General features: G+C 47.5%; 11 protein-coding genes. 2 read left to right on the top strand and 9 right to left on the bottom strand.

What is annotated here, in order from left to right:
* Nucleotides 1-14 precede the first annotated feature (14 nt).
* The 7 genes from murQ to BP95_RS0106190 all read right to left on the bottom strand — a co-directional run bounded on the left by murQ (nt 15) and on the right by BP95_RS0106190 (nt 9058).
* Nucleotides 15-929 carry an N-acetylmuramic acid 6-phosphate etherase gene (gene murQ, locus BP95_RS0106220; RefSeq protein WP_028531666.1) on the bottom strand — a complete coding sequence of 305 codons (915 nt, stop codon included), beginning with the start codon at nt 927-929 and terminating at the stop codon, nt 15-17.
* Between the two features lie 196 nt (nt 930-1125).
* Nucleotides 1126-1986 carry a MurR/RpiR family transcriptional regulator gene (locus tag BP95_RS0106215; RefSeq protein ID WP_021254307.1) on the bottom strand — a complete coding sequence of 287 codons (861 nt, stop codon included), beginning with the start codon at nt 1984-1986 and terminating at the stop codon, nt 1126-1128.
* A 195-nt stretch (nt 1987-2181) separates the two neighbouring features.
* Nucleotides 2182-3210 carry an NAD(P)H-dependent amine dehydrogenase family protein gene (locus BP95_RS0106210; RefSeq protein ID WP_028531665.1) on the bottom strand — a complete coding sequence of 343 codons (1029 nt, stop codon included), beginning with the start codon at nt 3208-3210 and terminating at the stop codon, nt 2182-2184.
* A gap of 96 nt (nt 3211-3306) precedes the next feature.
* Nucleotides 3307-4149, bottom strand: coding sequence for a MerR family transcriptional regulator (locus tag BP95_RS0106205; protein ID WP_028531664.1), 843 nt, complete (start codon nt 4147-4149; stop codon nt 3307-3309).
* Between the two features lie 422 nt (nt 4150-4571).
* A complete protein-coding gene (locus BP95_RS0106200; RefSeq protein ID WP_028531663.1) occupies nt 4572-6398 on the bottom strand; it encodes an adenine deaminase in 1827 nt (608 codons plus the stop codon).
* A 176-nt stretch (nt 6399-6574) separates the two neighbouring features.
* Nucleotides 6575-8371, bottom strand: a complete 1797-nt coding sequence (locus tag BP95_RS0106195; RefSeq protein WP_028531662.1) for a flavocytochrome c — start codon at nt 8369-8371, stop codon at nt 6575-6577.
* Between the two features lie 156 nt (nt 8372-8527).
* Entirely contained in the window at nt 8528-9058 is a 531-nt protein-coding gene (locus tag BP95_RS0106190) for a GNAT family N-acetyltransferase (RefSeq protein ID WP_028531661.1), read from the bottom strand.
* Nucleotides 9059-9190: 132 nt separating this feature from the next.
* Between BP95_RS0106190 and BP95_RS0106185 the strand changes: the two genes are divergently transcribed.
* Nucleotides 9191-10930 carry an ABC transporter substrate-binding protein gene (locus BP95_RS0106185; RefSeq protein ID WP_028531660.1) on the top strand — a complete coding sequence of 580 codons (1740 nt, stop codon included), beginning with the start codon at nt 9191-9193 and terminating at the stop codon, nt 10928-10930.
* A gap of 61 nt (nt 10931-10991) precedes the next feature.
* Here the strand turns inward: BP95_RS0106185 and BP95_RS0106180 are convergent, their stop codons facing one another.
* Nucleotides 10992-12017 (bottom strand): alpha/beta hydrolase, encoded by a 1026-nt coding sequence (locus BP95_RS0106180; RefSeq protein WP_036666789.1) that lies wholly within the window; start codon nt 12015-12017, stop codon nt 10992-10994.
* A gap of 150 nt (nt 12018-12167) precedes the next feature.
* On the bottom strand, nt 12168-13853 hold the full coding sequence (locus tag BP95_RS0106175) for an alpha/beta hydrolase family protein (RefSeq protein WP_231515054.1): 1686 nt from the start codon (nt 13851-13853) through the stop codon (nt 12168-12170).
* Nucleotides 13854-14128: 275 nt separating this feature from the next.
* On the opposite strand from BP95_RS0106175, the gene BP95_RS33765 reads away from it, so the two are divergent.
* On the top strand, nt 14129-14233 hold the full coding sequence (locus BP95_RS33765) for a DUF6254 family protein (protein WP_005543954.1): 105 nt from the start codon (nt 14129-14131) through the stop codon (nt 14231-14233).
* Nucleotides 14234-14445: the final 212 nt, after the last annotated feature.

The raw sequence follows: 14445 nt of genomic DNA, 5'->3' as shown, positions 1-14445 counted from the left end.
ATATCGAATGATTTTTATACCGCTTTTGTAAACGTGCCAATTGCTTTTTTCAAACTACCTTCACTCTGCTCTAATGCCCGTTCCGCTTCAGCTGCGTCAAGTCCTGTCTTAATCATCATGATGGCTAGTTTGCAGTTCATGGAAGCGCTTTCTAAATAGCTAGTCGCAGTCTTCGCATCAACGCCTGTAACCGCTTGGATAATCCGAACTGAACGGTCGCGCAACTTGATATTACTCGCTTTCAAGTCAACCATCAAGTTATTATAGGTCTTCCCAAGTTTAACCATCGTGCAAGTTGTCAGCATATTCAGTACCAACTTCTGGGCTGTACCCGCTTTCAATCTTGTCGATCCCATAATGACTTCCGGCCCTACAACAGGTGAGATGCATACATCGCAGACGCTCTCTAGTTTGGATTGCTTGTTATTCACTACGCCGATCGTCGCCGCACCAATTTCCCGCGCCTTTCTCAAGGCAGCAATTACGAATTGTGCGCTTCCGCTCGCTGTAATGCCAACAACCACATCCTTGTCCGTCACGCCGCATCTCTCGATTAATGCCATCCCCTCCTCTGCATCATCCTCGCAGCCTTCAACGGCCCATCTCAGTGCAGTGTCTCCCCCAGCGATATGTCCTTGCACTAGCGAAGGGTCAGTTCCGAAAGTGGGTGGACATTCTGAAGCGTCGAGGACGCCGAGTCTGCCGGAAGATCCAGCCCCGACATAGAACATTCTACCGCCATTTTTGAGCGCATTGTGCAGGGAGTCGACCGCTTTGGCAATTTGCGGAATCTCTGCTGCAACCGCTTGCGGAACTTTTGAATCCTGCTCATTCATGAGGCGCAGCATCTGATCGGTTGTGCACTCGTCTATCACTAATGTCTCTGGATTGATTTCTTCTGTCGTTAGACCCGCCAGATACTCATCCATAGCCATCCTCCTATCCTGTGTTGTATAACTTGCTTATATATCCATCTTAGACCTAAATGTCATCATGGTCAACAGTTTTTGAAATAAAATTTTATTATAAAATAAATTATTGGTGTTTTATTTTTTGTTTTTCAACAAAAAAAGACACCGGCGCACGTGCCCTGCCGATGTCTGCCATGTTGATCTGTTCTTCGTATCAACGATGCTTGCTGGCCAAAATATTATGTGTTTTCGTCAAATACTTCTTCACATTCTTATATTCCGCACTCGCGACTCCTGCAAAAAGTATATCGATTACCGTCAGCATAGCGATACGAGAGCCCATCGCACCACTGCGAATCGTAACCTCGGGCGTGGATATGCTCAGCACGATATCGGCATTATCCGCCAGCTCGCTTTTTGTATATTTCGTTATCGCAATAATACAGGCGCCATTTTTCTTGGCGATTTCCAACGAATCCAGAATATCAATCGTGTCGCCTGAATTCGAGACAAAAATCGCCACATCGCCCTTATCGAGCAGTGTAGCCGCCGTTAACTGACTATGCCCGTCCGTATACGCATGGCACATTTTGTTGATGCGCGAGAACTTCTGCTCCCCATCAATCGCAACGAGCCCTGATGCGCCAATACCGAAGAACACAACCCGATTGCTCTCGCGCAGCACCTGCACGGCACGGCCGATTTCTTTCCGGTCAATGACACAGAGCGTATCCTCGATGGATTTACTATTGTTGCGCGAAATATTAGAGATGATCGTATCTAAATCATCCCCTGGTTGAATGTCTGTATACTGATCCTTCTGCTCGTCATCCATCGATCCGATTGATGCGGAGATGCTGACGATAAAGCTGCGGTAGCCTGAATAGCCCATCGTCTTGCAGAAGCGAAGCACGGATGCATCGCTGGTCTTCGTCAGCTGCGCCAAGTTCTTGATCGACAAGTGCGGAATCTCTTCCAAGTTTGCGAGCACGTACTCAGCAACGATACGTTCTACTGGCGTAAGACTATCCTTCATATCACGGATTTTGATCAAAATATTATCATGTATCGACATATGTCTATCCCTACTCGCCAAGAAATTTTATTTCGAAACAAAACTATCATTTTGATATTATATTTTATTCTAGCTTGCATCTTGCCGGAATGCAATGACTTTCATCGCACAATTGTAAAATTTCCAAAAATTATACAGGGAATAGTTACAGAAAAAGGCAACAGCTTTACAGCCATTGCCTTGTCACGATCTATATTATTTCACGTAATAATGGAGCGGATAGGTGCGATACTGTGCCGGAGGCATTTTCTCCGTCGTGTAAAAGCCCGCAGGTGACTGCAGCAGATCCGGAATACGATTGACCACCGTTGCACAGGTAAGCTCTACGGTAGCCGGGCACGAGATCTTAACCTCTGTCTTCGGCTCCCCCTTGATGATCCAGTCATTATGATCTACTTCATCCTCCGCATATACTTTGCCGATGCATTCTGTCACGATGACCGATCCTTGATGGGTTACCGTAGTGACGACCGCGGACATACCCGTCGCGTCGCCGGCCGGAATCGTTCTGCCGAGTGTCGTCGAGTACAGATCTTTGTCATGCGTCATCGGAATCAACTGCTGATCCATCGACTTGATCGTCCAGCCGAACTGCGAGCACAGCCACTCATTGGCATTGCGCATGAAGGAAGGCAAGTCATTGTTGCTTGCAATCTTCTCTTCAAATTCCGCAAGCGTCAATCCCGCACCATGAACCTCTGCCAGTGCAATGCCGTACTCTTCCACGTTGTAGCTGGACATGCCTTCGATTCTCGTAATCTGATGCGTTGCCCCTGCCAATGTCGTGATCAAGCTGCCCCAGAATACATCCTGATACCCGGATCCCGTCAACGTGCAGTTGTTGTCCTTCGCCAGCCGATCCAACCGGTTCGTCAGCGCCGGAGAAGTCGTCCATGGATAGAAGGCCTCTTCGCATGTACTGATGGCGTTCACCCCATAACGCGCAGCAAGTTCGAATGCAGCATACGTATCGCTTAGCAAGCTCGTCGTCGCAATAATGCACACCTGCGCGTCACACTCTTTGAAAACTTCCTCTGCATCCGAACGAACCGGCACGTTCAGCTTCACGCCGAGTCCCGCTACTTCGCCAACGTCCTTGCCGACGACGTTCGGATTCAGATCGATTGCACCAACGATTTCGGCCCCTTTTTCATACAAATATCTCAAAAAGTAAATCCCCATTTTCCCGCAGCCATATTGAATCACTCTGATTTTTTCTCGCATGTGGACAGCCTCCTTAATGGATTGTTATTAATTTCACAATCTAATGTATCTGAAATACTTGGAGCTCCTATGTCCTCATCATAAACTCTATAGCAACTATAGAGTCAATCCCTTTTGTACGGGAATCTGCAATTTCATGAACATGTTGCGCTCCTCATGATGAAATACCGGCAGTTCAACTACGACTTCGCAAATGTAATCGCCTATGATGTCGTAATCAAACTCGCGAACGTAGGCGAGCAGCTTATTAGCGCACTCCTGCTCATCGAAGAAACTGCTGCAATAGATGCACAAATAGTCGTGCTCGTGAATCCATTCAACCCCCTCTTGCATAGCAAAGTCATCATCGACAAATAGAAATATTTCCGTGGATACGAACTCACCTCGCTTCAACCTGTCCTTGCGTATCATTGAACCGACATTGCAGAAGTATGCCATCGGCAGGTGATTCACAATTGCCTGTGTTCGCAGCTCTCGCAATATATACTCATAGGATTCCAACGTGTTCTCATAGATATTGATGCCGCTGTCATAGCAAAAGACTTTGCGTGCAGGAATGTGCTCCAGCACAATATATCCGTCTTTTGGCGCTTGGATATACGTTTCATAATTGTTGATGCTTACGTTAACTGCTCTCCTCATCTGCTCCAGTTCATTCATTTTCTGCTCAATTAGCGCCGCCTGCTTCCGCAGCATTGCAGGAATCGATTCGACCTCTTCATGATCGAGCCATGCCTTGATGCTGTCCAAGGACATTCCCAGATACTTCATATAGTTGATCATGTCCAATCTTGCGCACTGCTTGATTGCATAATACCGATAACCTGTGCTTTCTTCAATAAACTCAGGCTTCAAGAGACCGAGCTTGTCATAATACCGAAGTGTTTGTACAGAGGTATGATTCAGCTCGGCCATACGGCCGATAGATAGTTTCGTCATGACGGTGCACCTCAACTAGTAAGCTATTAAACGTATCTCTTCCTTTTCGCTTCATCATGTCGATTGTCCTTCTACGATCTCTACCGTTACAGCATTGGTTGTTAGCGTAAGACATTCCGTTTCTTTATCCTCCTCATGCCCACACCTTAATCAATTTGCCCGAACTTCCATGCCTTGTTTTTATCCAGTGTAAAATTTGCGGTGTAATTTTTTTTGTAAATTCCGCTCTATCCTTATCAGCCCACGCCTGTAACGTATGCAAGAATAATTGGACGATAGTAGGAGCAGCTGCAAGTGTCTCTGCATGCAGTTTCCACCTTTCTAATTCATTAATTTCATAAGAAAAGATTATATAAAAAAGGCGCTTTCCGCTTGGAAAGACGCCTGACTGAAATGACTGTATATAATGATGAATGCTAATTTTATTGCTCCACGAACAATGGCACCTGAACAAAACCTTGTTCCGTCGTTTTGATGAGGCCGATATCTGACAGACGGAGCTCGGGAACGACAACAAGCGCAAGCAGCGATAAGGTCATGAACGCATAGTTCATCGTGCAGCCTGCCTTGTTCAAGGCTTTGCTAACAGCCTTCGATTGTTCCGCCACTTGCTCGAACGGCGCATTCGACATAAGGCCAGCAACGGGCAACGGCAACGTTACGATTTCCGTCTCGGTAACGAGCGCGATACCGCCCTGCATATCGGCAACGACATTCGCTGCTTTCGCCATAAGCTCGTCGGAGTTGCCGATGACCATGACGTTATGACAATCATGTGCCACCGTCGAAGCCAACGCAGCCGGTTCCTGGAACCCAACACCGGATACGAAGCCTACTGCCTGCTTGCCCGTACCACGGTGGCGCTCGATGACGGCTAATTTACATAAATCCGCTTGATCTCGTAATGATGCGATTCCGTCTTCAACCTGCACAGACACAAGCAATTCCTTCGTGTCCACATGATTCTCCCTCACTTGAATCGAACGAGCAGTTGCAACACCGCCCATAATCGGCGCTTGAATCACGAAGTCTTCTGCCTTTACCGGACGAGCCAAGTGTACGGATTGAATCGCTGATTCGGGATAATGGAACTCTGGAAGTTCGACGACCATTTGACCATGCTCGGCGACTACTTGTCCGGCAGCAATCGTCATGATTACATTCACGTCGGAAATATGACCGTCCAGTATAATCATGTCCGCGAACGAACCCGGCGTAATCGAACCTACATCCCGCGCCACGCCAAATCGTTCTGCTGTATTAATGGTTGCCATCTGGAATGCCGTCACAGGACGCACTCCCTGCGCAATCGCATGGCGTACAACGAAATCCATATGTCCTTCATCTACTAGCGACTCTGGACTCCGATCGTCGGTGACGAGTATCATGCGGCGCGTGTCGATATTGTGCTCAGTATGGGCCTTGATTGACTCCGCAACGTCATGCCATGCGGAACCGCGTCTCATTTTCGCATACATGCCCAGCCGCACGCGTGCGATGACATCCTCAGCATTCACGCTTTCATGGCAACCGGTAATCCCGCTGGCGGCATATGCTGGCAATCGCCAGTCTTGAACAGGCCATGTATAGTGTCCATCAGCTACTCTGCCTGCGCGCAAGGCAGCTTGAATTTCCCCAATCATTTTGTCATCGCCGAATACGACGCCTGGGAAGTTCATGACTTCGCCAAGGGCAATCATGTCCGGGCCCCACGTAAAGGCTTCCGCTACCTCGGCCGGTCCAATCGAAGCGCCTGCCGTCTCCAGCTCTGGGCCGGTAGAAGGCACGCAGGAAGCGACCTGCATGTAAGCGGCGAGTGGAGTCGTTCTCGCTTCATCAAGCATAAGCTTCAATCCCGGAAGTCCGAGAACGTTCGTAATCTCATGCGCGTCGAAAAAGCCGCCTGTTGTCCCTTTTGGCAGTACAGCTCTTGCAAATTGCGTTGGCGTAATCTGGCTGCTCTCAATATGGCAATGCCCGTCAAGCAGTCCGGGCGCTACATAACGGCCCTGTGCATCAATAACTTTCGTCGTGTCTCCGATAAGATGACTTGCATCCTTGCCTACAAATGCAATCCTTGAACCTTGTACACCGATGGACATATCGTCCAATATTTCTCCAGAAGTCACATTGACCAGCTTGGCATGCTGAATGACAAGCGTCGCTTTCTTATCTCCTCTTGCCGTTGCTACGAGGTCAGGCACGCATTCTGCTAGATGCGGTCTTGCAAAGAGTGATGCGGATCCCATTATGTCGATGTCTCCTTTGTAAGAAAAATATGGTTATACATGATGCCATCCTCCCATTATAGGTGATTGGGAAAATATTCTCTACAAGAAAAGACCGCAGCTAAGCTGCGGCCTACTTCCATTTACGATGATTAGCTTGTTAATCAGGCTTCACTATAATCACATCTGCCTAACTTTTATTTCACAGACTGTTGTCCTGCAATACGGCCAAATGTAATGGCGTCCGCAACCGCGTTGCCGCCGAGACGGTTCTTGCCGTGGATGACACCTGTTACTTCACCTGCTGCGAACAAGCCTGGGATCGGTTGTCCCTTCTCATTCAATACTTGAGTCGTCTTGTTGATCACCACGCCACCCATCGTATGGTGAACGGATGGAACTGCTTTTTCAATATAATAAGGGCCCTTGCTCATGTCCTTCAGGCCAGCACGATGATGGAAGTCCTTATCGTCTCCTGCTTTTGCGAAGCCGTTGACCCGCTCAATCGTTGCCTTCAATGCAGCCGGATCGATGTTGAAGAACTTTGCAGCGTCTTCAAGCGTGTCCGCTTTATACAGCATGCCTTCTTTCACGAGTGCGTCGTATTCGTCCTTATGCACCTCGTGCGTTTTGCTAATATTCGCAATATCTTCGTTCCAAAATTGGTAAGCGTATTTTCCCTCTTGCGCCAAAATTGCCTTGGAAATTACGTCGCGGCGTTCAAGCTCTTCAACAAACCGTTTACCGCTTTGGTTCACAAGGATTGCGCCATCGAAGCGGCTGTCCGCTACGAGCGAAATAACACCTGTTACTGGATCGCAGACCGGATACGTTTGAATGCTCTCCATGTTCGTTAATGCTGCCCCTACATCCTGAGCCATCACGATACCGTCACCTGTAGAGCCAGGAGTATCTGTTGTCATGTATTTCTCGTCATACTCCGGATTATATTTCTTACGCATTTCTACATTGGAGCCAAAGCCGCCGGATGCAATGATAACGCCCTTGTTCGCATGGAATGTCAGCTTGCTTCCTTTAGCGCCTGATGCTTCTACGCCGATTACTTTGCCAGAGTTGTCTGTGAGCAGTTTTTCCACTTTCGTATCTGTCTTCAGCGGAATGCCTGCTCCGTCCAAATGCTTCTTCAGCTTCGTAATCAGCTCTGCCCCTGTATGTCCCTGTGGAATAAGCGCGCGCTTCACGGAGTGTCCACCGAACTGGAAGAGATGATCCGGCAAAAATTCAACCTTGATCTCATCCTTCAGCCATTCTGCTGCTTGGGTCGCATTCTCAGCCATCGTGCGCACCATCTCTGGATCACCGACGTTGTCGCCGCCCTTCAGCGTATCCTTAATAAACAATTCGACATCATCTTTAATGCCAAGTTTCTGTTGAACCCATGTGTTCGCTGCGTTCATTTCCCCGCCGGAAATCAATGTGTTGCCGCCAACGGTTGGCATCTTCTCCAACAGAACGACAGTAGCCCCTGCCTTCTTCGCTTCAATTGCTGCACTGAATCCCGCTCCGCCTGCACCAACCACAACGATGTCATAGGTTTGTTCCGCAGGCTCCTCGGATTTATTGGAGGAGTCTGCCTTCTTCGCGATGAGCGTAATTCCTGCTTTAGATACAGCATCTTTGACTGCATCAATGAAGCCATGGCTCGTCATGCTGGAGCCGCTGATTGCATCTACTTCAGCCGTATTGGTGCTGATCATATTTTCTTTCAGCTGTTTATATACAGGCTCGGCCAGAACTTCGTTCTCCTTCTGTTCGAGTACCTTAATGTCCGTAATTTCATTATTGTCGAATGTAACCTCTACCTTGATCGCACCGTGCTTGCCATCACCTTCCCCGACAGATGTAATGGTCTTGCCTTGTTCCTGCTGTGCGGCTCCTTGCGATTCCTTGCCACTTCCATTGCCACAAGCTGCTACCATTACAATAAGACATAAAATGAGCAGCCAAGTTCCAGCCTTACGAATGCTCTTCATGTTGTTATACCCCTCGTCTGTATATACTGGTTGTCCGCTGCGCATGCGGAAGATGTACCGTACATAGATAAGAGTAGCATATATTTGTAATGTTAAAAGTGAAAGTTATCACTTTCACCTAGTATATCTTTTATTTTCATATTTTCGCTATAGACTTTACTTCATGTACTCGGCTTGCAGCAGTCCCATCTGGATAATATCGTGCCAAGCTCCATTGCGGAATAAGGCCTCTTTTATAACCCCCTCTTGCTTGAAGCCTATTTTCGAGTACAGCCTAATCGCTCTCTCGTTAAAATCGAACACCCGTAAGGACAATCGATGCAAATTCAACTCATTGAAGGCATAATGCAGTAAAATCTGCAATGCTTCATGACCGTACCCTTTCCCCCAATAATCCGGTTCTCCGATATCGATAATCAGCTCCGCATTGCGATTTTTGTAATCGATTGAAATGAGCGACATGATTCCGATGGGCGTATCCGTGTCTGCGTCACCAATGATATACGATTTCGAACTCGAAGATCCAAGTATAACAGTGCGAACAAAAGCATCAGTATCCTCAGGAGCATATACATCCATATGCGGATTCGTTGTCTCCATCACCCTTGCATCGTTTCTCCAGCTATGATACACCTGTGCATCCTGCTCCGTCATTTTGCGCAATCGGATTCTTTGTGTTGTGAACATAGGAATGCCTCCCTGCTTCTCTCTTGTTTAGAAACTAATAATAATTGCTTTATCCCTATTATCAGCCTTGCAAAAAGAGGAAAAAAGGGTATAATCCTTGCTTACATGTCCCCTTTTAGTGAGGTGAGTCAATTGCTTCAACTGGATTATTTATCATTGCGCGCCTATCTCTACGAGCGTGAACATGAGCATACCGCAATGCTACGGCTGCAAGAACTGGAGAATGTATGGCATTGCAGCCGGAAAAATGCTAAACGAAAGCTACATAAGCTGGTATCTGAGTATGATTGTACTTACATTCCCGGACGAGGCAGAGGAAATCAATCCGAGATTTGCTTCGTTACGGATTTTTATGAGGATCTGCTTGATTTCATCCAGCTCTGTCTTCAGGAACAGGACATGGAGCAGTTGCTTCAAGTGCTTCAGCTTCCTTTTCCAAAGCAGTGGATCGGTGATTTGCAAAAGCCTATACAAGAGCAGTTGGGGCTGCAGTCGACAACATTAGGCAAGGACGTGTTACATGCAATTACGACCTTTCCGGTAACAAATCTTGATCCTGCGTTCGTATCGATCACCTATGATACAATGCTTTGCTCGTTGATCGGGGATACACTGCTCCGTTATGATGCCGATCAGAATGAGCTTGTGCCTCATTTAGCTATTGGGTGGGAGGTCGATGAACAGGGGCTAACATGGAAGATATATTTGCGCAAGCAGGTATGGTTCCATCACCATCGCGCTTTGACGAGTCGGGACGTCAAGTTCAGCATGGAGAGGCTCATGCATTCAGCCTGTCCCAACCGATGGCTTGCCCGGGATATCGCTTCTATAGATTGTCCTTCGCCACTCGTGGCTCGGATTATACTACATCGCTCGAATCCTTTGTTTGGACGCTATCTAGCATCAACACCGATGATCATCCTCCCCGAAGATGGTGAGAATACGGACAGCTTCTTTATCGGCACAGGGCCATATCGAATTGTATCCTGCCAGCAGAATCGAGTTGTACTGTATGCATTTGATTCGTATTTTCGCGAGCGCGCTTATATGGATGAAATTCATTGTTGGCAAATGCCCCCGGAACGGGCACATCTTATCCAATATGACATCCCTAGCACTGGAACAGTTCCTTTCAATGAGGCATATGATCGTCCCACGGAACTTGGATATCGGTTTGCTATGTATAATACAAAGCACTCTTCTACCATGCGGGATCGTATGCTGCGGAAAGCGTTGAACGAATTGCTGGACGTGGAAACCATGTGGAAGGAGTTAGGCAGAACTGGGCTTATCCCTGCCTCTCATTTTTTTCCGTGGAGAAGCTCCTTGATTAGGAAAAGTCTAACTGAGGCAAAAAGATGGATAGCCTCCAGCTCCTATAGCGGCGAAAAGCTGCGGCTATATATGCTGGATATCCCAGAGGCATGGGAGGAAGCAGGATGGATTCAACAAAGGGCGCTCTGTATCGGGATCCATATCGAACTTCATCCCTACTCCTTTAACGATGTCCATGATTCGACGAACGATCCGCACATGGATATCATCCTGTCCGGTGAGGTATCATCACTTGATCCGCATCTGTCAGTGCTTGCTGCTTTCCGCAGCGATGCATTGGCTTTCCGTCGTTATTTGAGCGATGAACAGCTCGAATGGATTGATTCCCAATTCGTTTTGTTCCTACATGAAAATGCGGAGGAGAGAGAAAGACGAATTGATCGCATTGTCCAATACGTAGTTGATGAAGCCTGCATTGGTTTCATGCATCATCCGCAGCACGTGCGCCCCATTCATCCTATGCTGCAGCATGTTCAATATGATTCATTTGGATTTGCTGACCTGTATAAATTATGGACTCCACCGTTGAAAAATTAATATATAACCAACAGGAGCTAAGTGTGCTTTGTCTTATTTTGTGCATACTGGCTCCTGTTTTTTATTTGCTTGCGTACTGCCTCAAAAATGACAAAGATTGCTCCAATGCCTTCATTCCAGACTCGGTATCTAACTTAAATTGAAACTCATGCTCGGTAATCGCCTCATTCTGCTCGAAAAAGAGCGAATGAACCGGGACATTCACGGCCTCCAGCCTTGCAGCCAGCTCTCTTCCGTGCTCCTCAAATGAATTTTTGTTGCCATCGGTAATAAAGGTTGGTGGATAATCCTTCGTCACAAAGTTCACAACCGAAGCTAACTTCACCTTCTCCACTTCATGCCAATTCTTCTCTCCGATGTAGCTCCAAGCTACTTGATTCAAGAAAAATTGCACAGGCAGCGAATACGTCGTACTGTGGAACAGTTGAAGATCGAATGGGCCGCAATACAGCAGCATTCCCTTTATCGTGTCTCGTGGCACTGCTTGCTCCATACCCATTTGACGTGCCAAATCAGAGTTCGTCTGAATAGCTGTATAGTTGCTGGCAATCTGTGCTCCTGCCGAATCTCCGGCAAAGAATAGCCGATTCGTATCAATCGGGAAGCGATCTGGATTTGCCTTCACATATTGATAACATTCATCCAGCTGCAAAATAGGTGTAGGATATTTGGCTTCTGGTGCGCGCTCATAATTCATCGCCAATACCACATAACCTTGACTTGCTAACATGGTGGAAAAAATCGCAAGATCCTTCTTATCCCCTCCAACATACGCACCGCCATGCACCCAGATAATAGTCGGGTATGATTTCGCTCCTTCGGCGCTTGATGATTGTGGCAAGTATATATCGAATCGGTTGTCCTTATACCTCGATGGATAGGTCAAATCATGCTGAACCTGCACTTGGCTGCTATACGAAGCATACCCTGCTGGCTGGGTCGCGATTGGAGTCTCAAATAGTTTTCTTACAAACAGCGCCGTTAATGCAGGTGTGCTGTTCACCAATATGTAGGGAACCAAAATAATGAGAACAAGGGAGATCAGAAGCCAGATTCTGCGTTTTCGCGGTTTTTTCGTATGTCGCATGACCAGCCCCCCTTTGACTATTTATCCATTATAACGCATAAATCATTCCACTCAAAAATCACAAAGAGCGCATAGCCCCAGCTATCTAGACTATCACGCTCTTGGTTATAAGCCAATGCTACATTGACGTGTATAACGGCAACGATATCATTAGGATTGAGTTTTTATCCATTTCGCCATGTCAGTAATAACATCAAGCGGAACGTTGCCCGGCAGCATATATTCTTCTCCGGTCGATGGTTTATCATACGGTACAAAAACATGGTTCAGCTTCGGATACAGCTTGTATGCGACATTGGTACGAACCGACAGCGCCTTCTTCCAGCCGTCTAAATGCTCCTTGCCCACTTGGACATCATTGTCCCCCTGGATGAGGAACATCGGAACTTGCTGAGTCTTCGCAATGTCTCCGCCATAATAGTCGCGGAAATCAAACCACCAAGAAGGTGTGCCGATTGGCAGATTTGCCGGGTAGTTGTCGACTGTATATTCTTTATTTTTTATGATTTGAAGGGACTGCTTCCAAGCTGCTACTTGTGCTTCCAATTGAGCAATTGCCTGCTCTGGAAGCTTCGACTCCTTCGCACGAGCCAATTGGCCTTCGAATTGCGTCAGCATGAGATCCTCAAGCGGGCCAGAAGGTCCTGCTGCAATTACCGCTCCACGTACCGTCTTCGCGGTATCCTGAGCAAGAATTCTAGGCACGAGCATTCCGCCTTGACTGTGGCCAAGCACAAAGATCTGCTGCTTGTTCAGCCGCTTGTCTTGGGCCGCCCAAGCAACCGCATGAAGGGCATCATCTACCGTCTCTTCCTTCACCGTAAAGCGTGGAACTGCGGTGGACTGATAGGAATATTCACGCGTCCGCTTCTCATAACGAATCGTTGCAATCCCTTGCTTGGCAAGGCCGACGGACAGGTCACGGAACATCTTGCTGCTGCCGATCGATTCATCTCGATCATTCGCACCCGATCCATGTACAAGCACCAGAACCGGATAATTCCCGTCTCCTGACGCTGGCACTGTCAGTGTGCCTGGCAGCTTGAATTCCCCTTCTCCGATTACGATCGACTCTTCTCTATAAGCATCCTTATCATCATAAGATGGGGCTTGATATTGACCTTGGGGTACGAAGTTGAAATACATATCATCCACCAAGCCGTCCTTAGCATAACGGAGCACCACGGATAATACTGAGCCTTTATCAGTCTTGAATGAGACGGCAGCATTGCGATGCACATCATTTTCAGTTTGCGTGACTTGGATCAATTGGGTTGGTTGTCCGAACATCGTCGTAATTTGCTTGGCAAACATGCCGATCGGGTACACTTGACCCGCTTTCTTGAGTGCCGGAGTCAGAGAAGATTGGATCTGCTCCACCATTTCCGGACGGTCAGCGGCTGCTGCGAATTGCATGACAAATTGAGACGCACGCGTCTTCCAGTCCGACATCTCTGCTTCCACTTTCCCATTTACCCATTTCGCTTGAATGTGCAAGGCTTCACACAGATCGTTCCAAGGTACAACCAGAGTCCCTTGCTCCACTCTAGGTGCCGCAGTCAGCTTCAACGGTTGGCCGCTAATCGTCGATTCAACAGACCCGCTGCGTACGATCCATACACGATCCCCATAAGTAACCGTTGCTTCTTTCGTACTCTGTTCCCACTTTACATAAGCTCCAATTGCGTTCGCCGCTTGCCGCAGTTGCACCATGCTAGCAGCTTCCTTCTTTTCGGATGCCGCTTCCTGCTTCGTCTCCTCCGCAAATGCAGTTGGGACTGCGCTCCCGAGCAGCAAACATGCTGCCATCATCCATTTCCAAGCTGATTTATTCAATTGGAATCCCCCCGACCACAGAATTAGAACTCATTAGACATTTAGATAAATGTCTAAATAAAAGATATCACAACACCCAATTCCATGTCAAAAGAATCCATAACCCCTCTCCCCCTAACATTGGCGGGGATAGTCGCTATGAATCCAGCTCATATTAACAACACATTCGGTTCACGATTGAACCGAGTGCAGCACGGCTAGACAGATGCTTGCATCTATCCAGCCGCAAACTTATTATGCCTTATTGGGCTCATTTCAAGAGGAGGCTATCATCCATGTCCATTCCAAAACATCGCCGGGAAAACGCCGATAAAATCCGCAAGCAAACACCGCATGCGCATGGCAAGGTGAAATCATTCAAGGAGCTTGTTGAGGAGTAACATGCATGATAAGGGGCGACTTGAGCATTTCGCTTATCTCGTAATGATGCAGCGAAGCTTAGTCCCCCTCCTTCTCCCTAATGGTATGAAAATTGTATCGTATCACAAAGAATGAATTGATTTGAAGGCTGATTTTCCTTCTAGAGCATAAGCTTGCATGGAGAGGTATTCATTGTACGCAGATACATCGTACGCAAAGTCTGAAGATTGGA

The sequence above is a fragment of the Paenibacillus sp. UNC217MF genome, assembly GCF_000686865.1.
Classification (GTDB): Bacteria; Bacillota; Bacilli; order Paenibacillales; family Paenibacillaceae; genus Paenibacillus_B; species Paenibacillus_B suaedae.
This window is presented reverse-complemented; position numbering and strand designations above follow the sequence as displayed.